The organism is Mucilaginibacter robiniae (assembly GCF_012849215.1).
Classification (GTDB): Bacteria; Bacteroidota; Bacteroidia; order Sphingobacteriales; family Sphingobacteriaceae; genus Mucilaginibacter; species Mucilaginibacter robiniae.
The window spans coordinates 2,994,928-3,020,479 of the sequence record NZ_CP051682.1 but is presented as its reverse complement, the minus strand read 5'-3'; the positions used below and the strand labels follow the sequence as shown (position 1 = coordinate 3,020,479).

The following is a 25,552-nucleotide window of genomic DNA, read 5'->3' as shown; positions in this document are numbered from 1 at the left end:
AATGAAGAAAAGTATCTTGTTTTTAGCTGCGGCAGCTATTGGCTTGGCCAGTTGCAACAGCGGATTTAAAAAAGGCGAAGGTGGTATGGTATATAATATCCATGAAGATAAAGATGGCCCTACCATACAAGCCGGCGACTTTGCTGCCATTAACCTGGTAGTTAAAAATGATGCCGATTCTGTTTTATTCAACTCTTACGATAATGGTCAGCCGCAACCTGTACTGGCACAAAAGCCACAGTACAAAGGTGATATGTTTGCAGCCTTAGGCTTATTAAGCGAAGGTGATAGTGCTACCGTTAAAGTAAATGCCGACTCATTATTTAAAGCTAGCGGTCAGCGTCCGCCGAACTTTAAAGGCAAGTCTATTATTTACGATATCAAAATTGTGAAAGTAATTCAGAAAGGTAAACTGAACGATATGATGTTCCAAAACCGAGTTGCTGATTACTTTAAAAAGCAAGCAGACGTTTTTAAAGCTGCTGAGCCAGGCAAAATCCAGAAATACATTGCTGATAAAGACCTGAAAGTTAACAAAACTGCATCAGGCTTATACTACCAGGTTACTAAACCGGGATCTGGCCCTAACGTTGCTAAAGGTGATACTGCTGTAGTTAACTATACCGGTTCATTATTAAGCGGTAATGTTTTCGATACCAGCATAAAAGACGTTGCTCAGAAAAACAAGAAAATCTTTAACCCTATGCGCAACTATACGCCTATTAAAATTGCAGTAGGTGGCGGTATGGTTATTCCAGGTTGGGATGAAGGTTTACAATTGTTAAACAAAGGCGCTAAAATTACCTTGATTATTCCATCAAAACTTGCTTACGGCGAACGCGGTATGCAACCTATTGGTCCATACACACCTATCGCTTTTGATATTGAGCTGGTAAACATTATTCACGCTGACCCAAATGCACCTAAACCTGCTATGCCGCAAATGATGCCTCAGGCACAGCAGCCACAAGCTAAATAATAAATACGTGATAAAACTTTTAGCCTCCTGTACCTATACAGGAGGCTTTTTAATGTGATTATGAAAAAGCTTTTTGTTTATTTACTGTTGTCTGCCGCCTTTATTTACCAGGCTGCGGCACAGGCTACTTTCAGCACCACGCCTAAAGGTGCCCGTTATCGTATCATTACGCATGGTAATGGCCAGCGCATTAAACGTGGTGATGTGGTTGCGTTCAACTTTATACAAAAAACCAGTAAAGATTCGGTATTAGGTAGTTCCTACCAACGCGGGCAGCTGGCCCGGGTTCAGGTCGATTCATCTAAAAACGTATCAGACCTGATGGAGGTGTTCCCACTACTGAGTGTGAATGATAGTGCGGAGGTGCAAATACCTACCGATTCGATATTTGCTAAGTTTGAAAATCAGCGCCCGCCCTTTTTACCAAAAGGCAGCTATATGATTTTTGATTTAAAGATTGTAAAAGTACAATCGCTGGATGAAGCCATGACCGAGTACCGGGCTACGGTTGAAAAATCACGCGCCGAGCAAGCAACTGCCAATGCCAAGTTGCAAGCAGCTGAAGTACCGGCCGTAAACCAGTATTTAACTGCGCATAAGCTGATGCCTAAAACCACCGCATCAGGATTAAAATACGTAATTACTAAAGCAGGAACCGGCCCTAAACCATTAGCTGGCGATACCTTACTGGTAAATTATACTGGCCGTACACTAGATGGTAAGGTATTTGATTCCAGCGTGGAAACTATAGCTAAAGCCTCTGGCTTAGATCAGCCAGGCCGCCCTTACGAGCCATTCAAATTTACTGTAGGCAACCACGATGTAATATCTGGCTGGGATGAAGGCTTGTTACTCATGAACGAAGGTTCAAAAGCTACGTTCATTATCCCATCAGCTCTAGCTTATGGTGAGCGGGGTGCCGGTAACGATATCAAACCTTTTAGTCCATTGGCATTTGACATCGAACTAGTTAAAGTAACCAGAGGTGTACACAAGCCAGCGCCTGTGGCACAAAAGTCCACTAAAAAGCCGATAAGTAGAAAACTGCCGGTTAGGAAAAAAGTCAGCCACAAATAATTTTATCAAAAAGCCTTCTGCTAACTGCAGAAGGCTTTTTATTTTAGCCGCCATGGTATTAACCGACACTCATACCCACCAGTACTACGAAACCGATACAGATAAAAAAGCAGCCCTGATGCAACGTTGCCTTGATCAAGGTATCAGCCGTTTGTTTCTGCCCAATGTTGATTCGGCTTCGATCCCCCTGGTGATGGATATGGTAAGCACTTTTCCACAGTACTGCTATCCTATGCTGGGTTTGCACCCTTGTGATGTAAAAGCCAATTGGCAGCAGGAACTGCAAACCATACATGCAGCTTTGCAACAAACCCGGGTATATGCCATTGGCGAAATTGGTATTGACCTGTATTGGGATAAAACCTACCTGGTCGAACAGCAGGAAGCTTTTAAACAGCAGATTAGCTGGGCTAAAGCTGCCGATTTACCGATTGTTATCCATTGCCGCAATGCTTTTGATGAAGTATATGCCATTTTACAGGAAGAACATGACGAAAAGCTGCGGGGGATATTCCACTGCTTTTCAGGTACGGTAGAGCAAGCCAAATTGATTACCGACTTAGGTTTTATGCTAGGCATTGGCGGTGTAGTAACTTATAAAAACGCAGGTTTGGATAAGGTTGTTCAACAAATTGATTTACAACATATCGTTTTAGAAACCGATTCTCCGTACCTTACGCCGGTGCCATACCGGGGCAAACCTAACGAAAGTGCATACCTGATTTATGTGGCCCAAAAAGTAGCCGACCTGCATCAGGTAAGTTTGGAAACGGTAGCCCAAATCACCACCGATAACTCGGTTAAAGTTTTTGGCATATAGCTCATGTTTTATAATTTGATTTTTTTATTTTTAGCATACAACCAATTACCATGTGCCAGATACTAATCATCTATACCGGCGGGACAATCGGTATGATGAGCGATCCGCGGACGAAAACGCTCGTACCTATTAATTTTGAGCAGATAATGGAAAACGTTCCCGAATTGGAGCGTTTGAATTGTCGCATCAAGGTACACTCTTTTGATGAGGTAATTGATTCCTCAAACATGAACCCGGCTATATGGAGCCGCTTGGCTGCACTCATACAGAGCAACTATGACGATGTGGATGGCTTTGTAATTTTGCACGGCTCAGATACGATGGCTTATTCAGCCTCAGCCTTAAGCTTCATGTTAGAGAACCTTTCTAAACCAGTTATCTTTACAGGCTCGCAGCTACCCATTAGTGCTATACGTACCGATGCTAAAGAAAACTTGATGACGGCCATCGAAATTGCTAAAGCCAAAAAGAACGACCGCGTACGGGTACCTGAAGTTTGTATTTACTTTGACTATAAACTATTCAGAGGTAACCGGGCCTTTAAATACAATTCTTCTAAGTTTGAAGCATTCCGGTCGCCTAATTATCCGGTACTGGCCGAGTCTGGCGTGCATTTGCGTTTTAGCATTAATGACATACGTCCGGCTGCACAAGAAGAGCTTATTGTACACCAAAATTTAGTAAGTGATGTAGCTGTACTGAAGCTTTACCCTGGCATTAGCCCGAAAGTAATTGAAACAATCGTTAACTCGGATGTGCGCGGCATTGTGATGGAAACTTATGGTGCCGGCAATACCACTACCGACCCTTGGTTTGTAGATTTACTAAAAACTGCTATTGACAACAATAAGGTAATTGTTAACATTTCGCAGTGTAAGGTAGGTACCGTTGAGCTGGGCCGTTACGAAACCAGCAAGCAGTTAAAAGATATTGGGGTAGCTAATGGTTACGACATGACCTTTGAGGCTGCCATTACCAAAACCATGTACCTATTAAGCCAGTTTGATGATGCAAAAGGGGTGAAACAATGGATAGAGACCGATATACGCGGTGAGTTAACCGTATCGTAACCTCTTAAGTAAGTTTGTAAAAATACAGCAGGTGTTTATTATCAATAATAAACACCTGCTGTATTTTATGTTTATAGGTTATTCTTCAAACAAGGTACGTTTAATGCCCATTTCCAAACCACGTAGTTCGGCTAAGCCTTTTAAACGACCGATTATAGAATAGCCCGGATAAGTTTTATAATTAAAATCATCCAGCAATTTATGGCCATGATCGGGGCGCATCGGAATAGCAACATCAGCACGTCCACCATCAACCCGCTTTTTTTGCTCTAAAATAAGGTTCTTCATGATAGCAAACATATCCGAACTGCCGGCTAGGTGATCGGCCTCGTAGAAGCTGCCATCAGGTTCGCGCTTTACATTACGCAAGTGTAAAAAGTGAAAATGCTGCCCTAATCGGCTTACAATACCAGGTAAATCATTAGCCGGGTTAGCACCTAATGAACCTGTACAGAAAGTTAAGCCATTGCTTGACGATGGACAGGCATTCACCACATCATTTAAATCCTGCTCGGTTGAAACAATACGAGGCAAGCCCAAGATAGAAAACGGTGGATCGTCGGGGTGTACGCACATCTTTATACCCAACTTTTCAGCATCGGGTATAATAGCCTGTAAAAAGTACGCCATATTAGCTTTCAATGTAGTAGCGTTAATATGCTCGTATTTTTTCAAATGCGTCTTAAACTCCTCAATGGTGTAAACATCATCTGTACCTGGCAAACCAGCCATAATAATATTGGTCAGCTTTTGCTTCTCCTCGTCGCTTAAGCTATCAAAGTAAGCTTTGGCTTTTTGCTGCTGCTCGGGTGTAAACTCGTTGTAAGCTCCGGGACGTTGCAGTATGTACAAGTCAAAGGCAGCCAGCGCCGGTGCATCATAGCGTAGTGCCGAAGCATCATTAGCCAAACGGTAATCCAGATTGGTACGGGTCCAATCTAATACCGGCATAAAGTTGTAGCAAACTACACTCAGGCCAGCTTCCGAAAGATTTTTAAGTGTTTTAATGTATTTCTCAATATATGCATCACGTTCAGGACTGGCTATCCGGATACTTTCGTGAATGTTCACACTCTCCACTACCGACCAACGCAGACCGGCAGCCTCAATCATGGCTTTGCGTTTTTGTATTTCTTCCAGGCTCCACTCCTCGCCTGCCGGAATATGGTGTAGAGCATTTACAATGCCGGTAGCACCGGTTTGCGTAATAGCACTTAACGTAACCGGATCAGAAGGACCGAACCAACGGAAGGTCTGTTCTAAATTAGCAATCATACTTAGCGTTATATTAGTTGTTATTGGTTATTGGTTATTGGTTATAATGACTTTACTGTTTGTTGTTTTGCTGAACTAAAAATTAGCTGCTGTTAACTTCCGTTACAAATCAACCCTCATTTATGATGCATCAAATTTACCGTTACAAGGTAAACATCATTTTGACGCATCAAAAATGTTTTTTAAGCAAACTTAATGTGCTAATCGTCTAGGTTATAATAGTTTTATCAATAAATGAATAGTATTTGATAAAATAGGTCAACATTCATATAACAAAAATTAACTTAATTGTTGAGTGCCTAAATAGCTCATTGGCAACTAACTTTATGGTTATAGTTATTATCATAGCCTATTGTTGCATAACTTTTTAGGTATAATTCTTATGATGTACGACTGAAGGTATATACTCACAAGCACAATCGATTACATTATTTTAATATATTAGCCATTCATCAAATCTATATATCAAATCACGTTTATGAAACGTTGAGTACATTTTAACAGGGTATTGTTAGTGATTTACTCAAGCTGAGTATCTAACTTTTGATTACCTTACTTCGTATTTACTGATACATTGATTATTGAGGGCATACAGACTATGAATATTTTAGAGAAAGAGATTACGATATATGATATTGCCAGGAAGCTGAACATATCTGCGGCTACTGTAAGCCGGGGTTTGATGAACCATCCATCGGTAAACGTTAATACCAAACAAAGAATTGTAGAAACGGCCGATCAGATGGGCTATCGTTCTAATCATTTGGCTAGTAACCTGCGCAAAAAGCGCAGCAATATTATCGGCATTATTGTAGGTAACCTGAACAGCAGTTTCATGTCGAACATTATATCGGGCGTGGATAGCGTGCTGAGCAAAGCCAATTACAACTTGATTATCAGTCAATCATTAGATAATATTGATAAAGAAGTTAACATTGCTCAAGCCATGTACAACAACCGGGTTGATGGCTTGCTGGTATCGTTAGCTTATGATACCGAAAATGCCGAACACTTCGAAAGCTTTGTTAAACGCGGCATTCCGCTGGTTTATTTCGACCGTACCTTTCCGCATGAGCAATGCCCAGGTGTGGCTATTGATAATGTGAAAGCAGCTTATGATGTTACACAGCACCTGATTGAGCAGGGCTGTAAACGAATTGTTCATGTTACGGCTTACCGGCTAAGTGCTGTAGCCCTCGATCGTTTTAATGGTTACAAACAAGCTTTACTGGATAACAACATTCCTTTTGATGAAAGCCTGATTATTTATACGCATTTAGGCATGCAAGATGGTGAGAAGGCCGCACATCAAATACTTAACATGCCTGAACGGCCTGATGCTGTTTTTGCTATTAATGATGCATGTGCAGTAGGCTGCCTGTTGGAGTTAAAAAAACACGGTATCAACATACCTGAAGATATAGCCGTTGCCGGTTTCAATAATGACAGGGAAGCCAGCATAGTTGAGCCAAACTTAACCACTGTGAATTATAAAGGCTACGAGATGGGCGAAGTAGCTGCACAAATTTTAGTGGACAGGCTGAACAATGTAACCGATACGGTGACCGACAATAAATTGATCCTGAAATCGGATCTTATTATCCGGGAGTCGTCTTTAAGAAAAAAATGATGCCCGCTATTATCTGCCTTAATTATGAGAAAAAGTATCTGTTTTATTGCGGCGGTTTTGCTGCTGTTCAGTACCCTGCATGCCTGGGCCGAAGATAATTATCGCTTATGGCTCAGGTATGAACGCGTTACTGAACCCGCGTTGTACAATAACTACCGGCAATCGGTAAAACAGCTGATATTTCCGGCTGGTTCGCCTACACTTAAGGTTGCCAAAACAGAACTACAAAACGCATTAGGGCAGATGCTTAGTTTGCAGCCAGCCGAGGCCAATACAGTTACGGCTAATGGTACATTGGTGATAGGCACTCCACAAACATCAACACTCATAGCGCAGCACCGTCAAGAACTTAATACTATCAGGCGGGAAGGCTACTTCATTAAGAATACGCAGCAAAATGGCAAGGTCACTATAACTATAGGCGCAAATACCGATGTAGGTGTTTTATATGGCGTATTCAACTTTTTAAAGCTTTTACAAACCCATAGCAGTCTGAATCATTTAGCCCTAATTGATCAGCCTAAAATCCAATGTCGTATCCTGAATCACTGGGATAATCTGGACCGTACAGTTGAGCGCGGCTATGCCGGTTCATCTTTATGGAAATGGCATAAACTGCCGGGTTACATTGACCGGCGTTATATTGATTATGCTCGCGCGAATGCCTCTATTGGTATCAACGCCACGGTAGTAAACAATGTAAATGCTAATGCATTATCACTCACTACTGATTATATTACCAAAGCTGCAGCATTAGCTAAAGCTTTCCGGCCGTATGGTATTAAACTGTTCTTGTCTATCCGCTTTAGCGCACCGGTTGAAATTGGTGGCTTGAAAACGGCCGATCCGCTGGATGCCGGCGTACAAAAATGGTGGAAAGATAAAGCCGATGAAATTTACCGCTATATTCCTGATTTTGGTGGCTTTCTGGTGAAAGCCAACTCTGAAGGTCAGCCAGGGCCGCAAACTTACGGCCGCAACCACGCCGAAGGTGCCAACATGCTGGCCGATGCCTTAAAACCTCATGGCGGCATTGTGATGTGGCGTGCTTTTGTATATGATGATAAAGTACCCGACGATCGTGCCAAACAAGCTTACAACGAGTTTAAACCATTAGATGGGCAATTTCACAGTAACGTGATTGTGCAAGTAAAGAATGGTGCTATTGATTTTCAACCACGCGAACCTTTCCATCCATTGTTTGGGGCGATGCCTAAAACGCCAGTGATGATGGAGTTCCAGATTACGCAGGAGTACCTGGGCTTCTCTACTCACCTGGTTTATTTGGGTCAACTATTTAAAGAGACGCTAGCGTCTGATACTTATGCGCATGGGAAAGGCTCTACTGTAGCTAAGGTGATTGATGGGCAGTTAGACCATCAACCGCTTACCGGAATGGCTGGCGTGGCTAACATTGGCTCGGATGTGAACTGGTGCGGGCATCCGTTTGCACAGGCCAACTGGTATGCCTTTGGTAGATTGGCCTGGAACCCGGAACAAAGCCCCAATACTATTGCTGACGATTGGCTACGTATGACTTTTACCAACGATGCTGCCTTTGTGAACCCGGTCAAACAAATGATGATGGATTCGCGCGAGATTACTGTTAATTACATGACGCCGCTCGGGTTACATCACATTATGGGACGCGATGCGCATTATGGACCCGGCCCGTGGGTTGCTCAAGCCGGTAGGCCCGACTGGACAGCGGTTTATTACCACAAAGCTGATTCGGCAGGTGTAGGTTTTGAGCGTAGTTCCAGAGGAAGTAACGCCGTAGCACAATACTTTCCAGAAGTACGCAACCAACTGGAAAATGTACAAACTACGCCTGAAAAATTTCTGCTGTGGTTCCATCACGTAAGCTGGAACTATGCCATGCCTTCAGGTCGCAACTTGTGGCAGGAAATGGTACATCGTTATTACAGCGGTGTTGATTCAGTCAGAAACATGCAGAAGACCTGGAGTTTGATGCAAGGCAAAATTGATAATGAACGTTTTGCGGAAGTAAAAGATTTATTAGCCATACAAGAACAGGAAGCCGAGTGGTGGCGCAATAGCTGCGTGTTGTATTTTCAACATTTTTCGAAAATGCCTATCCCTGCCGGGTACGAAAAGCCGGATCATGATTTGGCTTACTATGAAAATCAGAAATTCTATTTTATCCCAGGTACCAGAGGTGTGCAATAAAATGAGTCTGTTCTAAACAAATCCTGAAAGTAACCTACAGGCATTATCTTACTTTTGCCATTCCATGACAGAGGTTAAGAATAAATCATTACGAGAGTTAAGAATTGGCTGTGCCGTTTTCTTTTTCATTTCAGGCTTTGGCTATGCCTCATGGGCATCTCGAATACTTACGTTGCAACAACAGTTGCACTTAAACGAGGCACAATTAGGTAACGTGCTATTTGCCTTACCCATAGGCCTCATGATAACTTTACCTGTCACAGGCCGTTTACTGAGCCAATATACCAGTAAAAGCATTCTACTTTTTGGTGCCTTATTTTTTAATGTAATGCTGGGTTTGCTGGGCTTTACCACACAAGTATGGCAGCTGGTATTTATCCTGTTTTGCTTTGGCTCAGCACGCAACCTGCTGAATTTATCTGTAAATGCACAATCGGTAGGTGTTCAATCACTATATAACAAATCCATCATCACTACCTTTCACGGTATCTGGAGCTTGGCAGGGTTTGCAGGAGCGGGTGTTGGCTATATTATGGTAAGCGCCAGTATTGCACCGGCTTACCATTTACCCATAGCTGGCGTGTTGCTTATTCTGTTATCGTTGTACTTTTATCCTTCAACCCTGTATCAAAAACCGATACCTACCCAACGCAAGCCACTGCTTACTTTACCTGATAAACCCATGCTAAAGTTTGCCATTATCTGCTTTGCCAGCATGGCTTGTGAAAACGTGATGTATGATTGGAGTACCATTTATTTTAAGAACGCTATCCATGCTACCAAAGCTGTTTCCACCGCCGCCTTTGTAGCCTACATGATCGCCATGACTACCGGACGCTTTGCTGGCGATAAAGTAGTACACAAAATCGGCATTAAAAATCTACTTAACTATAGTGGCTGGTTCATCTTCGGTGGGCTAATGGTAGCTGTGCTCCTGCCCTATCCATTAACTGCTACCCTTGGCTTTATGCTGGTGGGCTTGGGGGTATCGTGCGTGGTACCATTAGTATTTAGTATTGCTGGCAAATCGGCTACGTTGAACAGTGGTACTGCTATTGCCTCTATATCTACCATTGGGTACTTCGGCTTTTTGATTGTACCTCCCTTTGTAGGCCATGCCGCACAACAGGTCGGCTTCCGCTGGTCGTTCGGGATTATCGCTTTGTTAGGCTTATTGATGGTGTGGATGGTAGATAAAATTGAAGAATCATAATTCTTGAGTTTAATGGTTCCATGAAGTTTAAGCTTAAAAAAAACGTACGTTACCAATAACTGCGGCTAACGTTATTAACATTAACACGCTTTTAAACAGCACAAACAACAAAAAAGGCGGCCAGATTTAATATCTGCCGCCTTGAATATGAATAAGCTATACTAAATTTTTATTACCAGAATAGGGTATATAAAGCTACCAGGATACCACACACAATTAATGAACCTACCGCAAATGAATTTGAGGTTTTAAACATGTTAGTATCTACATCCAAACCATTGGTTTCTTTACCCTTTGCCGCATCAGCCAAACTAATGATAATCATACCAACAATACACAGGATGAACACAAAGCCCATACGATCTAGGAACGGTATTTCCCACAAGCCACTGTCTTTGCTTTTCACCGCAAAACCAACTGGATACAGGAAAGACAAATCCATAAACTTAGGCATGAACTTGAATATTACTGATAGGATAAAACCGCCAATAGTGGCAAACAAGGCTGCATTAGATGATGCTTTTTTCCAGAAGAAGCCCAAGATGAACATGGCAAAGATACCTGGTGATACAAAGCCGGTATACTCCTGAATAAAGGTAAAACCACCTTTTTTATCGATGCCCAGGAAAGGAGATATAATTACCCCTAAAATCATGGCTACAATAACGGAAATCTTACCTACGTTCACCAGCTTATAATCTGGTGCACTTGGGTTGATTTTCTTTTTGTAAATATCCAGTGTAAAGATGGTGGCAATACTATTGGCCTTACCTGCTAACGAAGCTACCACAGCTGCTGTTAATGCCGCAAAAGATAAACCTTTGAAGCCAGCAGGCAACAAGTTTAACAATACCGGATAAGCTTTATCATGATTATCAGTTAAGCTCTTCATCTCGTCGCCGCCAAATACGCTTTGCTTGTACAACACGAAAGCGGCAATACCAGGCAACACTACAATCAGCGGCATCATCAGCTTCAAAAAAGCAGCAAATAACAAACCACCACGAGCTGTTTTCAGGTTAGCACCCAAAGCCCGTTGGGTAATGTATTGGTTACAGCCCCAGTAGTTCAGGTTCACAATCCACAAACCACCCAGCAATACTGTTAAGCCCGGCAAATCAATAAAGTTGGGATTATCCTTCTTGATAATCATGTGGAAGTGATCATTAAACTGATGGTACATCAGTGATAAACCATTACCAAAACCGGTAGTGCCATAATGTTGAGCTACCTGACCTACGGCAATATAGGTAGTGACCAAACCGCCCAGAATCAGGAAGAATACCTGTATCACGTCGGTAAAGCCAATCACCTTCATACCACCCAGCGTGATAATTACCGCAAAGCCGGCCAAAGCAATCAAGCACACGTTGAAGTTGATACCCGATATACCATTCACCGCAATAGCGCCTAAGTATAGAATAGAGGTTAAGTTAACAATGATATACAACAACAACCAGAATACGGCCATAATCATCGCTACCGTATCATTGTACCGCTGACTGAGAAACTGGGGCATGGTGAAAATTTTATTCTTAAGGTAAACCGGAATAAAAAATGTAGCCACAATAACCAGCGTCAGGGCCGCCATCCACTCATATGCTGAGATAGCCAGACCCATGGTGAAACCATTACCCGCCATAGCCACAAACTGCTCGGCCGAAATGTTAGAAGCAATTAAGGAAGCTCCAATGGCCCACCAAGTGAGTGATCCTTCAGCTAAAAAGTAATCTTTAGAGGTCGCATCGGCGTTTCTTTTACGCCGGTACACCCATAGGCCATACGCAGCCACAATAATAAAGTAGATGACAAATACGGTATAGTCACCTGCGGTTAGTTGTCTCATTGTAATCTATACTTAGGAGTTTTTTGGTTTATACTGGTAACAAGTATAGATTAAATATAGCGGTTTACCAAATTTTCCAGATATTCCTGCTTGCCGCTAATCACTGCTGGTTCGCCAGCTTCAATGGCGTAAGCACGCAAGTCTTCTAAAGTTAATTTGCCTTCTTCAAACTCTTTGCCTTTACCGCTATCGTATGATGCATAACGCTCTGCACGGATTTTTTTGTAATCTGATTTCTGCAGAATGTTATCCGCAATAATCAAAGCACGGGCAAATACGTCGGCACCACCAATGTGAGCATAGAACAAATCAGCCGGATCGGTTGAGTTACGACGGATTTTAGCATCAAAGTTAACACCACCACCTTGTAAGCCGCCAGATTGTAACAGTACCAACATGTACTCCGTAACTTCATTAATATCGTTCGGGAACTGGTCGGTATCCCAGCCGTTTTGCGCATCACCACGGTTAGCATCCAGTGAACCTAACAAACCGTTATCAGCAGCTACCTGCATTTCATGTTGGAAAGTATGACCAGCTAAGGTAGCATGGTTTACTTCCAGGTTTAGTTTAAAATCGTTCATCAAATCATATTTCTGCAAGAAACCTAATACAGTAGCTGCATCATAATCATACTGGTGCTTGGTGGGCTCGCATGGTTTAGGCTCAATAAAGAAGTTACCTTTAAAGCCTTGTTTGCGTGCATAATCTTTAGCCGCATGTAAAAATTTAGCAAAATGCTCAATTTCACGATGCATATCGGTATTCAACAGGCTCATGTAACCTTCACGCCCCCCCCAGAATACATAGTTTTCGCCACCTAAAGCAATAGTAGCATCCAATGCTGATTTCACTTGTGCAGCACCATGAGCCAACACATGAAAATCAGGGTTGGTTGAAGCACCGTTCATGTAACGTTTGTGCGAAAACAGATTAGCCGTACCCCACAGCAATTTGATGCCGCTGGCAGCTTGTTTTTCTTTAGCATACTCCACTAAAGCCTGTAAACGGCGGTCGTTTTCGTTGATGTCATTACCATAGTCAACTACGTCAACATCATGAAAACAGTAGTAAGGGAAACCTATTTTGGTAAAAAACTCAAATGCAGCATCCATTTTATCTTTGGCACGCTCAATTACATCTGATTTTTCATCCCAAGGAAAAACGTGCGTCTGGCCGCCAAACGGATCGGCACCGCTACCTACAAAAGAGTGCCAGTAGGCAGTTGCAAATTTCAGGTGCTCTTTCAGCGTTTTACCCGCTACCACTCTGTTTTCATCATACCAGCGGTAAGCTAATGGGTTATCGCTTTCCGGTCCTTCGTATTTTATCTGGCCAACGCCTTTAAAATACTCTTTGTCTCCTGTTAAAATACTTGCCATATAAATTATTATTTAATTGCTTTTATAAATAAATTAGTTAGTTGCTTCTTCAATTTGTTGTTCGGCAATCAGTTGTTTATCCAACAGCACTTTCCATTCCTGATAAACACTTTCAAAATCAGTTTGAGCAGGTTCTATTACCTGAACCTTTTCCATTCCTCTAAACGCCTCAGCAGGCGAACTGAAGATACCAGCACCAATGCCCGCACCTAAAGCGGCACCTACACTGCCATAATTTTTGTACAACTCAACCGGCACGCCAATTACGTTTACAAAAGTTTCAGCAAACAGGTCGCTTAAAAACAGGTTGGCTTTACCGGCACGTATTACCGTCGGGTTCATGCCGTTACTGCGCATAATATCCAGACCGTAACGGAATGCACAAGCAATACCCTCTTGCACCGCACGGAAAATGTGCGATTGGGTATGCATGTTCAAATCAATATGATGAAAATGTACACCTATCAGTTTGTTGCACAACATACGTTCGGCACCGTTGCCAAAAGGCAATACATGCAAACCGTTGCTACCGGCAGGTACCTGCTTGGCCTGCTCATTCATTTGTGCATAGCTGATGTTGGTGCCAAATAAACTCTTAGTCCAGCGGTTTAAGCTGCCGGTACCATTGATGCATAGCAAAATGCCCAAACGCTTTTGCTCGTCTGTATAGTTTACGTGCGCGAAGGTGTTCACACGCGATTGCGGATCATAAGCCAGCTGATCGCTCACGCCGTAAATCACGCCCGATGTTCCGGCAGTAGCGGCTACTTCACCAGGATTCAGAACGTTTAACGATAAGGCATTATTGGGTTGGTCGCCGGCTTTATAGGCTACCGGGATACCCGCTTTCAGCTTTAACTTTTCGGCAACAGTAGGTAATAAAGTACCATGTGCTGAAAACACTGGATTGATAGTCGGAATTAGTTCTTCGCTAAAGCCAAAGAAGTTCATTACATCTTCAGATAAGCCATTTCCTTTAAAATCAAAGAAAATCCCTTCTGACAAGGCCGAAACGGAAGTAGTTACTTCACCGGTAAGCTTCATACCAATAAAATCGCCAGGGAGCATAATCTTGTCAATCTGTGCATATACTTTTGGTTCATTCTCTTTTACCCAAGCCAGCTTAGCGGCGGTAAAGTTGCCAGGAGAGTTCAGCAGATGCGATAAGCTTCTTTCTTCACCAATAGCTGCAAATGCACGATCACCATACTCTACAGCCCGGCTATCACACCAAATAATGCTATTGCGCAACACTTCTTGGTTTTTATCCACCAGTACCAGGCCGTGCATTTGGTAAGCAATACCAATAGCGGCAATATCTTGCGGATTATAAGCGCCTGAATTATGACAAAGCTGCAACGCTTGCTGGGTTTGATCCCACCACATATCCGGCGATTGCTCAGCCCATCCCAATTGCAAGGAAATAATAGGCGATTCCGTATCAGGATACTGTGCTGAAGCCAATGCTTTTTGCGATTCGGCATCCACCACCGATACTTTAACCGATGATGTTCCGATATCAATACCAAGTAATAACATGTGTTTTATATATGTGTTGGTTAGTTTACCAATTGGTTAAAGCACCAAAGTTAATGGTTATTTTAGCTTATGCAATCGATTGTCAAAGATAATCGGAAATAATCACCAACCAATAGTTAGTGTAAAAAAAACACTATCTATTTTTAATGAGTAAAAATGGCTGTATTGATTGAAATTTTATAAAGGTGAGCTTTAACTAGTTCTTCGTGAGGATAAGTAAAGTAAGTTATTTACGTTAGCGGATGTACTTTCTTTTTTATACAAAAAAGAAAGATACTAAAGAGAAAACTTGGGCTACATTATATTGCTTTGTAAGATAGTGCTTGGGCTACCCGATGCTATCCGCAACATTCCTGATTCCGCAGAAGAAAGGGTATTTGTGGTTATATAGTTCAAAGTGAGTGGCCCAACAAAGCGTCATTGCGAGGTACGAAGCAATCTTTGCATAGGCATAAACGCAGTTCTGTCAATTACAAAAACGTCATGCGTTCAGTTAAAGTAATGAATCAATCAAAACGGGCGTAGGGCTGGCAGAAAAGCGGACCAGAGCGGGGCATGAGCGTAGAAGCTTTTTTCTGCCTTGTCTTTTGGGTTACTTTTGTGACTAAGACAAAAGTAACTAGGCCCCTGCGGCCATGAGCAGACCAACTCTCATAAAGCACTAACGTCATCACAACCTTTTGGCCGTTCCAATGCCGTTCAATCAATAAACATTAAGAGGACTGCTTTTTCATTAGCAATCCCCTTACATTAAAATATTCTAAGCTCAATAAAAGCTTAAAATGTAATATTCTCCATGTACTTATAACCGCTACCGGTATTCAGCATTACTACCTTTTCCTGTGGCTTGACCCAACCCAAAGCTTTCAGTTGTTTGAAGGCCTGCCACAAAGCTCCCCCCTCGGGCGCTATTAATAAACCTTCATGACGAGCAATTTCCAGCACACCCTCGTTCATCAACGCATCAGGTACACTAACAGCCGTACCGTTGCTTTTACGTAGTATCTGTAATATAATTTTATCTCCGTAAGATTTAGGTACCCGCAAGCCATTGGCAATAGTAAAACCGCCATCAGTAAACTCAGCGGTAGTTTGATTGCCTTGAATAGCTTTTACCAAGCCGTTGCAGCTTTCAGATTGCACGGCTACCATACGCGGACGCTTACTGCCAATCCAGCCCAAGGCTTCCAGTTCATCAAAGGCTTTCCAAATACCAATTAGGCCGGTACCGCCTCCGGTTGGGTACATTACCACGTCAGGCAATTCCCAATTCAGCTGCTCGGCTATTTCGTAGCCCATGGTTTTTTTGCCTTCTACGCGGTATGGTTCACGTAGGGTAGCAATTTGAAACCAACCTTCTACCTGCGCCTGCTCAGTTGATATACGACCACAATCAGCAATGCTGCCATCTATTTCGTGCAGTTCGGCACCATACAGGCGGCATTCGTTTTTAAATAAATCTGGTGTTAACTTAGGCATATAAACAATAGCCTTTACACCAGCCCGCGCTGCATAGGCCGATAGCGCTCCACCTGCATTACCGGCGGTAGGGATAACAATAGCTTTTACACCCAACTCTTTCGCCCTGGATACAGCCATACTAATACCGCGAGCCTTGAAAGAGCCCGTTGGGTTATTAGCTTCATTTTTAATGAATACTTCGTTATCTCCAGCTACCTGCTGTAAGTTTTGTAGGGGCAGCATGGGTGAAAAGCCTTCGCCCATGGTTATCATGTTTGCCGCATCCATAACCGGTAAAAACTCTTTATAGCGCCACATGTTGGCTGGCCGGCCTTTCAAAATATCTTTGGTTAAACCACCACTCAAATCATACTGTGCAAACAGGGTTGATTTATCTTCATTGGTGCAAGTATTGTGTAAACTTGAGGTATCATACGTTGCGCCACATTCAGGGCATTGCAGGTGGGTAAACAAGGAGCCGGTTGGCTGCTGTACGTCTATCGTATCAGTATCTTTTTCAAGCATAAGTTTTTGTATTTGGTATCACAAAAACGGGCATTTAATTGCCTGTATTATTAGCGCGTGCAATATCACGCTTTATGCGGCGTGTTTGCAAATCTAAAACCTGTCCTTTTTGTAAAAAAAAGAATGGTCCATTAGCATAAGGGTTCTTCTCCTTACCACTAATAATATTGTAATCGTTGATGCAAACATACGAGATGCCGATTACTTCCAGCCGATTGCCTTGTACTACGATGCCTGTACTCTCGTCAATGCCAATCCCCAACAAATCGGGGTGAGTTTTAATAAACTCAGCCATATCAAACTGGCGGTTTCGTTTCAAAATATGCTGATCAATAGCCGTGTTGTGCATAAAACCTAAGCCTTGCACATGATCGCCCACAATAATATTGTTCCCTTTAGTATCTCCCCTGAACAAAAACGAACCTTGTATGCTGGCCCCGGCCGATGTACCACCAATTACGCCACCTCGGTTCAGCAAAGCATTAAACTCCTGCTGTGTACGGGTATTTAAGTAGGAATCGGCCAATCGCCATTGACGGCCACCTTCAAACCAGACACCTGTAGCTGTTTTAATCGGGGCTACAAAAGCTTCAGTATTGGCTACCTTCGGGTCGCGGGTATGCAGTACAACAACTTCCTGCGCACCAGCCTGCTTTAAGCTTCTAATTTCACGGTCGCTTTTCAACATTGAATCTTCCTGCGCTGTGGGTACATAAATAATGCGCGCTTTAGTACCACCAGCCAGTTGGATAAACCTGGCCCAGATATCAGCCCCTACATTACCGCCGCCTACAATAACCAGCGCACCTTTTTCAGGTCCTACAGTGTTTGCCGTGCCGGATTGTGCCCGAACACTAAAAAAAGACAGTATAAATAAACTGCTAAAAAGTAGTGTAACTCTCTTTTTGTTGAAAAGTAAAGCTATAATCATATTACAGGTCTGCTGTTTTAGTACATGATGCAGATACCTTAAATATATTGGCTTCTGACGTGGATTAGCTTTTTGAAAGATAATTGTTACAATACAAACACAAGATTTTATTCAAAAAGGCACAAACTTTAAATTAAGTGTACCTATATTTGACTTTATGAAAACCCTGTTTATGGCTGAAAATTGTTATGCTGCTACAATCTGTTGCGGTATGTTCGCTGCTATTCGGCTGTAAAGGGTAATTTTAAAGATATTTTGGAAGCCTCTGCAGCACTTATAGCTACAGAGGCTTTTTTATTTGGCAAATAATAAATTAAACATGCATAGTTTCAGAACGGAACTGGAAAACCCGGTAGTAGAGAAGGATATTGTTGATCTGGAGAAAAGAATCAGGGCTTTTCGTGAAGGTACAATACATGAAGAAAAATTCAGAAGTCTGCGTTTAGCCCGCGGGATATATGGCCAGCGGCAGCCGGGTGTACAAATGGTGCGCATTAAACTACCGTTTGGTAAAGTAACTTTTAAACAAGTACTGCGCATTGCCGACATTGCCGATGAGTACGGCAGCGGCAACCTGCATTTAACCACCCGTCAGGACATCCAGATCCATTACGTGAGCCTGGATCGCACCCCAGAACTATGGGCTAAGCTGGAGCAGGATGATATTACGCTACGTGAAGCCTGCGGCAATACGGTACGTAATGTAACCACGTCACCATCAGCTGGTATTGACCCACAAGAGCCTTTTGATGTATCGCCTTATGCACAGGCCGTATTTGAATATTTGCTGCGAAACCCTATTTGCCAAGAAATGGGCCGGAAGTTTAAAATAACTTTTTCATCCAGCGATGCTGATACTGCTTTCAGCTACATTCATGATTTAGGTTTCATCCCCAAACTGCAAAATGGTGATGAGCGCGGCTTTAAAGTAATGTTGGGCGGTGGCTTGGGTGCACAGCCAGCCTTAGCCCATCCGGTACATGAATTTTTGCCTGAAGATGAACTGATACCTTTTATCGAATCCATTATCCGGGTATTTGACCGTTATGGTGAACGCAGTAACCGCAGTAAGGCCCGCATGAAGTTTTTGGTACAAAAAATGGGGTTGGATGAATTACTGCGATTGGCCGAAGGTGAAAAGACAGCCAACAAGGTACAATCATTTAAAATCAACCGCGATACCGTACCTGCTCCTGCCCTGCCGCAAACTCAAGCTTACCCGGAAGTAACAGTTAGCAATCAGCGGCAGTATGAGCAATGGTTGGCTACCAACGTGTTTGAACAAAAGCAACCTGGCTTTTATGGCGTATGGGTAAAAGTTCCGGTAGGTGATATCCATACTCCCGAAGTACGACAACTCATAGCCGGCATACAAAATTTAGTGGCCGATGAAATACGGGTTACCCAGAACCAAGGCTTACTACTGAAATACGTAAGCAAAGAAGCTTTACCTGCTTTGTTTAATGCTTTGGCAACAGTAAGCTTAGCGGCACCTGGCTTTGACAGTGTAGCCGACGTAACCACCTGCCCAGGTACTGATACCTGCAACTTGGGCATTTCTAACAGCATGACCCTATCGCGCGTGCTGGAAGAAGTAATTTACGATGAATACGAAGACTTGATTTACAATCAGGATATTAAAATAAAAATAAGCGGTTGCATGAATTCTTGTGGGCAACATGGGCTGGCTCATATCGGATTTCATGGTAGCTCATTAAAAGCGGGCACACGCGTTTTACCATCGGTACAAGTTTTACTAGGTGGTGGCACCGTAGGCAATGGCGTTGGCCGCGCTGCTGATAAAGTTATTAAGGTACCAGCTAAACGTGCTACTCATGCCTTACGCTATGTGCTGGATGACTATCGCCCGCAAGCCGAGCAGTACGGTAACTTCCACGCCTATTATGATGCTAAAGGCAAAGACTATTTTTACCAGTTACTGAAACCATTGGCTGACCTGACTAACCTGACCGAGGAAGAGTTTGTAGACTGGGGCCATGAAGAAACCTTTGCTACAGCCATTGGTGTAGGGGAATGCGCCGGGGTAATGATTGACCTAGTAGCCACCTTATTATACGAAGCCGACGAAAAAATAGGCTGGGCTAAAGAAGCTTACCAGCAAAGCCGCTGGGCAGATGCCATTTATCATAGCTACAATACCTTCATCAGTGCGGCTAAAGCTTTACTGTTGGATAAGAACGTGAACAGCAGTACGCAGATTGGTATCATGAAAGAGTTTGATACGCATTTCATAGCTACCGGTCTGGTGCACCTGCCTGATACTTTTAACAACTGGGTAACCCGCCTGAACCAAAATGAACCATCAGAAGCTTTTGCTACGGCTTATATGCAGGATGCTGAAGGTTTTTTAATAGAAATGAAAGCTAAACGTGAGGAATTTAAAAATGACATCATCCCATCCAACTTATAAGCAACCCCGCATTACCTTAGTAGGTGCCGGTCCCGGCGATGCGGAACTGATTACTTTAAAAGGGCTTAAAGCTTTGCAAGCTGCCGATGTAGTATTATACGATGCCTTAGTGAGCGAGGAACTGCTAGCATTTGCACCCGAACAAGCTATTAAAGTTTATGTAGGTAAACGCTCGGGCGAACACTCGCAAAAGCAAGAAGCTATTAATCAGCTTATGGTGGACTATGCCTTAAACTACGGTCACGTAGTTCGCCTGAAAGGCGGCGATCCCTTTGTGTTTGGCCGGGGTTATGAAGAACTGGAGTTTGCAGCAGCACATCACATTCCGGCTACTGTTATTCCAGGTATATCCAGCTCTATCTCGGTGCCAGGTCTGCAACAAATACCCGTTACGCATCGAGGCCTGAGCGAAAGTTTCTGGGTAGTAACCGGTACTACAGCCAGTGGTCAACTCTCGGCAGATTTATACCAAGCCGTACGCAGCAATGCTACTATTGTGGTACTGATGGGTTTACACAAATTAGCTGAAATTACGGCTCTTTTCAAAGCCGAAGGCAAACACCATTTACCCGCCGCTATTATTCAAAATGGCTCGATGCCTGATGAAAAGGTGGTAATTGGTACGGTTGATACTTTGGTTGATTTAGCCTTCGAGCACCATATTAAAGCCCCTGCCATCCTGGTATTTGGTCAGGTAGTATCGCTACATCCTCAATTTCGAACCATTCACGAATTGCATGATTATACAACCAGGTAATAACGCAGCAACGGCTAAGCCTGCACCTATACAAGGCGACAATCAACTCTTTCCGGTTTTTCTGAAACTGAATGAGTTGCATGTGGTATTGATTGGTGCGGGTAACATTGGGTTGGAAAAACTGACTGCACTTTTGCATAACAGTCCGCAAACCCGTGTTACTATCATAGCCGAACGCGTTTTATCTGAAGTACAACAATTAGTTGCTTCTTATCCGCAAATCAGCATCAGGCAGAAAACCTTTGAAGCCGATGATTTGAATGAAGCTGATTTAGTAGTGGCCGCAACAGGCGACAATGAATTGAATGCGCATATACGCAGGGCCGCCCATCAGCGTAAATTGTTGATCAACGTAGCAGACAAACCTGATCTGTGCGATTTCTATTTAGGCTCCATCATAAAAAAAGGCGATTTAAAAATTGCCATTTCTACCAACGGTAAATCACCTACTATAGCCAAACGGCTTAAACAGGTATTAAGCGAAGCGTTGCCCGATGATTTGGACACCACTTTGCAGCAGATGAATGCCTTGCGCCTGCAATTAAAAGGTAATTTCGCTGATAAAGTAAAAGCACTTAATGAGGCTACAGCCATGTTGGTTGAGCAAAAGCCTGCTCAAAAGCACCACCTCAAATGGTTGATCTGGATTACTACTGTACTCGCATTGGGTTTAAGCCTTACCACTTTGTGGTTTAACCAACCTGGGTTTAAAATTTATGTACAACATATAAACCCGGCGTTTTATTACTTTTTAGGTGCAGGCTTTGTATTTGCGCTGATTGATGGGGCTATCGGTATGTCGTACGGCGTTACTTCTACTACATTTTCCTTATCTATGGGTATACCGCCAGCATCGGCCAGCATGGGCGTGCACCTATCGGAAATCATGAGCAACGGCATAGCCGGCTGGATGCACTACCGCATGGGCAACGTGAACTGGAAATTATTTAAAATGCTCCTGATTCCTGGCATAATAGGTTCGGTAGCCGGGGCTTACCTGCTATCCTCACTAGAACATTATAGTCAATACACAAAGCCTGTAGTATCTGTTTATACCTTAATACTGGGCCTTGTTATTTTCTCAAAAGCTTTTAAACCCAAGCGTATCAAATCGGCCGATAAAGTTAAGCGCATATCGCTGTTGGGTTTAGGCGGCGGTTTTATTGATGCCGTTGGCGGTGGTGGCTGGGGCTCTATTGTTTTATCAACACTTATTGCTGGGGGGCGTAGTCCGAGGTTCTCCTTAGGCACGGTTAAGTTATCACGCTTTTTTATTGCCTTAATGGGTTCGCTAACTTTTATTACCATGCTGAATGGTGCCCATTGGTATGCCGTAGCTGGCTTGGTTTTAGGTAGTGCGCTGGCATCGCCCATTGCCGCACGTATATCCAATAAAATCTCTACCAAGGTTATTATGGTTTCGGTAGCTGTTATTGTAATACTGGTGAGTTTGAAAAGTATTTACGCCTTTGCTGCTAAATTTTTATAAGCATGAATTCTAAGTTAATTGAAGATATAAAACAACATACTACTGGCCGGGCTCCGGGTAGTGCCTTAGCCTGGCTGGCAGAGACGTTTCCGAACCAGATTGTATTCTCAACCAGTTTTGGTTGGGAAGATCAGGTTATTACCCACCTAATTTTCAGCAACCATCTGCCAATTAAAGTATTTACTTTAGAAACCGGCCGTTTGTTCCCTGAAACCTACTATGTCTGGAACCGCACCATAGAAATGTATGGTCAGCCTATTTATGCCTATTACCCCAATCATGCAGCTTTAGAGCAAATGGTAAATGCTAAAGGCCCTAATAGCTTTTATGAATCGGTAGATAACCGAAAAGAATGTTGCGGCATCCGTAAAATAGAGCCACTGCAACGAGCCTTAGCTAGCAACCAGTGCTGGATTACCGGCATTCGGGCCGAACAATCAGCCAACCGGCAGTTTATGGATAATGTGGAATGGGACGAAGGCAACCGCCTAATTAAGTATCACCCCATATACCACTGGACATTGGACGAGGTAAAAAACTACATCAAAACTAATAACATTCCTTACAATACACTACATGACAGAGGCTTTCCAAGCATTGGTTGTGCCCCCTGTACGCGGGCAGTACAACCCGGCGAAGATTTCAGAGCCGGCCGCTGGTGGTGGGAAGATCAGTCAAAAAAAGAATGCGGCTTGCATTCAGTTAAGGAAATTATCACTGAAAAATGAGTAAACAACTGGACTATTTAGATGAGCTGGAAGCCGAAGCCATCTATATTTTACGAGAGGTAGCCGGGCAATTTGAGCGCCCAGCCCTGCTATTTTCGGGCGGTAAAGATTCGATAACACTGGTAAGGCTGGCAGAAAAGGCATTCCGCCCTGGTAGGTTTCCCTTTCCGTTGGTACATATTGATACCGGACATAACTTTCCGGAAACCATACAGTACCGCGATGAAATGATAGCCCGCTTGGGTGAAAAGCTGATTGTAGGTTACGTACAGAATTCGATTAACGAAGGCAAAGCGGTAGAACAGAAAGGCAAAAATGCCAGCCGCAATGCACTACAAACGGTTACTTTGCTGGATACCATAGCCCATTACGAATTTGATGCCTGCATAGGCGGTGCCCGCCGTGATGAGGAAAAGGCCCGCGCCAAGGAACGCATATTTTCGGTACGTGATGAGTTTGGCCAATGGGATCCTAAACGTCAACGCCCGGAGTTATGGAATATTTACAACGGCAAAATTCACAAAGGTGAAAATGTACGCATATTCCCGATCAGTAACTGGACCGAGCTGGATGTTTGGAACTACATCCGTCGTGAAAACATTGCCCTGCCCAGCATTTACTTTGCACATCAGCGCGATTGTATTACCCGCAACGGACAACTCATGGCGGCTGCCGAGTTTCTGAATATGGATGAACAAGACGTTGTTCAAAATAAAACCGTACGCTTCCGTACTGTAGGCGACATGACCTGTACAGCTGCTGTAGAATCAGAAGCTTTTTTGATTGACGATATTATTGATGAGATCAGCGCTTCAAGAATAAGTGAACGTGGTGCCCGTATGGACGACAAGGTATCGGAAGCCGCTATGGAAGACCGCAAGAAAGGAGGTTACTTTTAATATGGATATACTTAAATTTATTACTGCCGGTAGTGTTGATGATGGCAAAAGCACCCTGATTGGCCGTTTGCTGTATGATAGCGGTGTTATTCTGGCTGACCAATTGGAAGCCTTACATCGTTCAAACCGCAAAAATGATGATGGTACTATTGACCTCGCTATTTTAACGGATGGCCTGAAGGCTGAGCGCGAACAGGGTATTACCATTGATGTAGCTTATAAATACTTCCAAACCGATAAACGAAAGTTTATTATAGCCGATGCTCCCGGTCATATTCAGTACACCCGCAATATGGTTACCGGCGCCTCCAATGCCCATTTGGCCATTATCATGATTGATGCTCGTAAGGGTGTTATTGAGCAAACCATCCGGCATTCGTTTTTGGTATCTTTATTGGGTATTACGCAAGTGGTGGTATGCGTGAACAAAATGGATATGGTAGGTTATGATGAAACTGCTTTTAACCAAATTGTTAGCCATTACCAGCAACTGGCCACTAAGGTGAACCTGCAAAACATTACCTATATTCCGGTAAGTGCCTTAAAAGGTGATAACATTGTTAACACTTCAGCAAACATGCCTTGGCACACCGGGAAATGCTTGTTGGATTATCTGGAAACAGTAGAAATAACCATTGATAAAAGCGTGGCACACGCCCGTTTGCCGGTACAATGGGTAGTACGTCCGCAAACCGACGAATTGCATGATTATCGCGGCTATGCCGGTCGGGTTATCAGCGGCTCATTCAAAGTGAATGATTCTATTACAGTTTTACCATCGGGCTTTCATTCTACCATTACAAAAATTGAATTATTAGATCAGGATTTTGAAGAGGCAACCGCTGGCATGTCGGTGATTGTGCATTTGAAAGACCACATTGATATCAGCCGTGGCGACACGCTAGTGAACAGCACTACCCAGCCAGAGTTATCAAGATTAATCGAAACAGATTTATGCTGGATGGATACCCGCGCACTGGATACCTCGCACACCTATTTTATTCAGCATAACAGTAAGTTAACTCGCTGCCGCATACAAGAAGTGCTTTATAAAGTTAATATTAATACACTTGAAAAAGTATATGATGAAGATTTTAAATTGAACGACATCGGCCGCATCATAATTAAAACAGCCGAACCACTTGCCTTTGATACCTATCAAGACAATAAAACAAATGGTGGCGCTATCCTGATTGACAGTCGCACCAATGTAACTGTTGGTGCTTTAATGTTCAGAGCCAATGTGGAGTAACAAATAATATTAAACGTTACTCCGCTGTAATTAAAAAGCCGTACTGCTTTATGCAATA

Annotated in this window: 19 protein-coding genes; 13 read left to right on the top strand and 6 right to left on the bottom strand. The window is 43.2% G+C overall.

From position 1 onward, the window contains the following. Position 1 precedes the first annotated feature (1 nt). The 4 genes from HH214_RS13400 to HH214_RS13385 are packed head-to-tail and all read left to right on the top strand — an operon-like array spanning position 2 to position 3,946. Positions 2 to 979, top strand: coding sequence for an FKBP-type peptidyl-prolyl cis-trans isomerase (locus HH214_RS13400; protein ID WP_169608411.1), 978 nt, complete (start codon positions 2 to 4; stop codon positions 977 to 979). 60 nt (positions 980 to 1,039) lie between these two features. Further along, on the top strand, positions 1,040 to 2,056 hold the full coding sequence (locus HH214_RS13395; RefSeq protein WP_169608409.1) for an FKBP-type peptidyl-prolyl cis-trans isomerase: 1,017 nt from the start codon (positions 1,040 to 1,042) through the stop codon (positions 2,054 to 2,056). Between the two features lie 52 nt (positions 2,057 to 2,108). Beyond that, complete coding sequence (locus HH214_RS13390; RefSeq protein ID WP_169608407.1) at positions 2,109 to 2,876, top strand: TatD family hydrolase; 768 nt, start codon at positions 2,109 to 2,111, stop codon at positions 2,874 to 2,876. Positions 2,877 to 2,926: 50 nt separating this feature from the next. Then, positions 2,927 to 3,946 (top strand): asparaginase, encoded by a 1,020-nt coding sequence (locus HH214_RS13385; RefSeq protein WP_169608405.1) that lies wholly within the window; start codon positions 2,927 to 2,929, stop codon positions 3,944 to 3,946. Between the two features lie 78 nt (positions 3,947 to 4,024). On the opposite strand, the gene uxuA is transcribed toward HH214_RS13385, so the two are convergent. Further along, entirely contained in the window at positions 4,025 to 5,221 is a 1,197-nt protein-coding gene (gene uxuA / locus HH214_RS13380) for a mannonate dehydratase (RefSeq protein WP_169608403.1), read from the bottom strand. A 598-nt stretch (positions 5,222 to 5,819) separates the two neighbouring features. Between uxuA and HH214_RS13375 the strand changes: the two genes are divergently transcribed. The 3 genes from HH214_RS13375 to HH214_RS13365 all read left to right on the top strand — a co-directional run bounded on the left by HH214_RS13375 (position 5,820) and on the right by HH214_RS13365 (position 10,254). Then, the gene (locus tag HH214_RS13375; RefSeq protein WP_169608401.1) at positions 5,820 to 6,851 is read left to right on the top strand and encodes a LacI family DNA-binding transcriptional regulator; all 1,032 of its coding nucleotides are present in this window, start codon (positions 5,820 to 5,822) and stop codon (positions 6,849 to 6,851) included. Between the two features lie 24 nt (positions 6,852 to 6,875). Continuing rightward, positions 6,876 to 9,041 (top strand): alpha-glucuronidase family glycosyl hydrolase, encoded by a 2,166-nt coding sequence (locus tag HH214_RS13370; protein ID WP_169608399.1) that lies wholly within the window; start codon positions 6,876 to 6,878, stop codon positions 9,039 to 9,041. A 64-nt stretch (positions 9,042 to 9,105) separates the two neighbouring features. Beyond that, positions 9,106 to 10,254 (top strand): MFS transporter, encoded by a 1,149-nt coding sequence (locus HH214_RS13365; RefSeq protein ID WP_169608397.1) that lies wholly within the window; start codon positions 9,106 to 9,108, stop codon positions 10,252 to 10,254. A 172-nt stretch (positions 10,255 to 10,426) separates the two neighbouring features. Here the strand turns inward: HH214_RS13365 and HH214_RS13360 are convergent, their stop codons facing one another. The 5 genes from HH214_RS13360 to HH214_RS13340 form a co-directional block, all read right to left on the bottom strand. Beyond that, positions 10,427 to 12,100, bottom strand: coding sequence for a sodium:solute symporter family transporter (locus HH214_RS13360; RefSeq protein WP_169608395.1), 1,674 nt, complete (start codon positions 12,098 to 12,100; stop codon positions 10,427 to 10,429). A gap of 50 nt (positions 12,101 to 12,150) precedes the next feature. Beyond that, positions 12,151 to 13,482 carry a xylose isomerase gene (xylA, locus tag HH214_RS13355; RefSeq protein WP_169608393.1) on the bottom strand — a complete coding sequence of 444 codons (1,332 nt, stop codon included), beginning with the start codon at positions 13,480 to 13,482 and terminating at the stop codon, positions 12,151 to 12,153. A gap of 33 nt (positions 13,483 to 13,515) precedes the next feature. Beyond that, positions 13,516 to 15,021, bottom strand: a complete 1,506-nt coding sequence (locus HH214_RS13350) for a xylulokinase (protein WP_169608391.1) — start codon at positions 15,019 to 15,021, stop codon at positions 13,516 to 13,518. Between the two features lie 777 nt (positions 15,022 to 15,798). Further along, a complete protein-coding gene (locus HH214_RS13345) occupies positions 15,799 to 17,007 on the bottom strand; it encodes a threonine synthase (protein ID WP_169608389.1) in 1,209 nt (402 codons plus the stop codon). Between the two features lie 34 nt (positions 17,008 to 17,041). Next, positions 17,042 to 17,938 carry a cyanophycinase gene (locus HH214_RS13340; RefSeq protein ID WP_169608387.1) on the bottom strand — a complete coding sequence of 299 codons (897 nt, stop codon included), beginning with the start codon at positions 17,936 to 17,938 and terminating at the stop codon, positions 17,042 to 17,044. Positions 17,939 to 18,257: 319 nt separating this feature from the next. Between HH214_RS13340 and HH214_RS13335 the strand changes: the two genes are divergently transcribed. The 6 genes from HH214_RS13335 to HH214_RS13310 are packed head-to-tail and all read left to right on the top strand — an operon-like array spanning position 18,258 to position 25,494. Beyond that, complete coding sequence (locus HH214_RS13335) at positions 18,258 to 20,369, top strand: HEPN domain-containing protein (protein WP_169608385.1); 2,112 nt, start codon at positions 18,258 to 18,260, stop codon at positions 20,367 to 20,369. Then, positions 20,344 to 21,126 (top strand): uroporphyrinogen-III C-methyltransferase, encoded by a 783-nt coding sequence (gene cobA, locus HH214_RS13330; RefSeq protein WP_169608383.1) that lies wholly within the window; start codon positions 20,344 to 20,346, stop codon positions 21,124 to 21,126. The genes HH214_RS13335 and cobA overlap by 26 nt, the downstream gene beginning before the upstream one ends. Then, a complete protein-coding gene (locus tag HH214_RS13325) occupies positions 21,107 to 22,615 on the top strand; it encodes a TSUP family transporter (protein ID WP_169608381.1) in 1,509 nt (502 codons plus the stop codon). Before cobA ends, HH214_RS13325 begins: the two co-directional genes overlap by 20 nt. Positions 22,616 to 22,617: 2 nt before the next feature. Beyond that, the gene (locus HH214_RS13320) at positions 22,618 to 23,343 is read left to right on the top strand and encodes a phosphoadenylyl-sulfate reductase (protein ID WP_169608379.1); all 726 of its coding nucleotides are present in this window, start codon (positions 22,618 to 22,620) and stop codon (positions 23,341 to 23,343) included. Then, positions 23,340 to 24,242: a sulfate adenylyltransferase subunit CysD gene (gene cysD / locus HH214_RS13315; RefSeq protein WP_211166227.1), complete on the top strand. Its 903-nt coding sequence runs from the start codon at positions 23,340 to 23,342 to the stop codon at positions 24,240 to 24,242. The genes HH214_RS13320 and cysD overlap by 4 nt, the downstream gene beginning before the upstream one ends. 1 nt (position 24,243) lies before the next feature. Continuing rightward, positions 24,244 to 25,494, top strand: coding sequence for a sulfate adenylyltransferase subunit 1 (locus tag HH214_RS13310; RefSeq protein ID WP_169608377.1), 1,251 nt, complete (start codon positions 24,244 to 24,246; stop codon positions 25,492 to 25,494). The last annotated feature ends 58 nt before the right edge of the window (positions 25,495 to 25,552 follow it).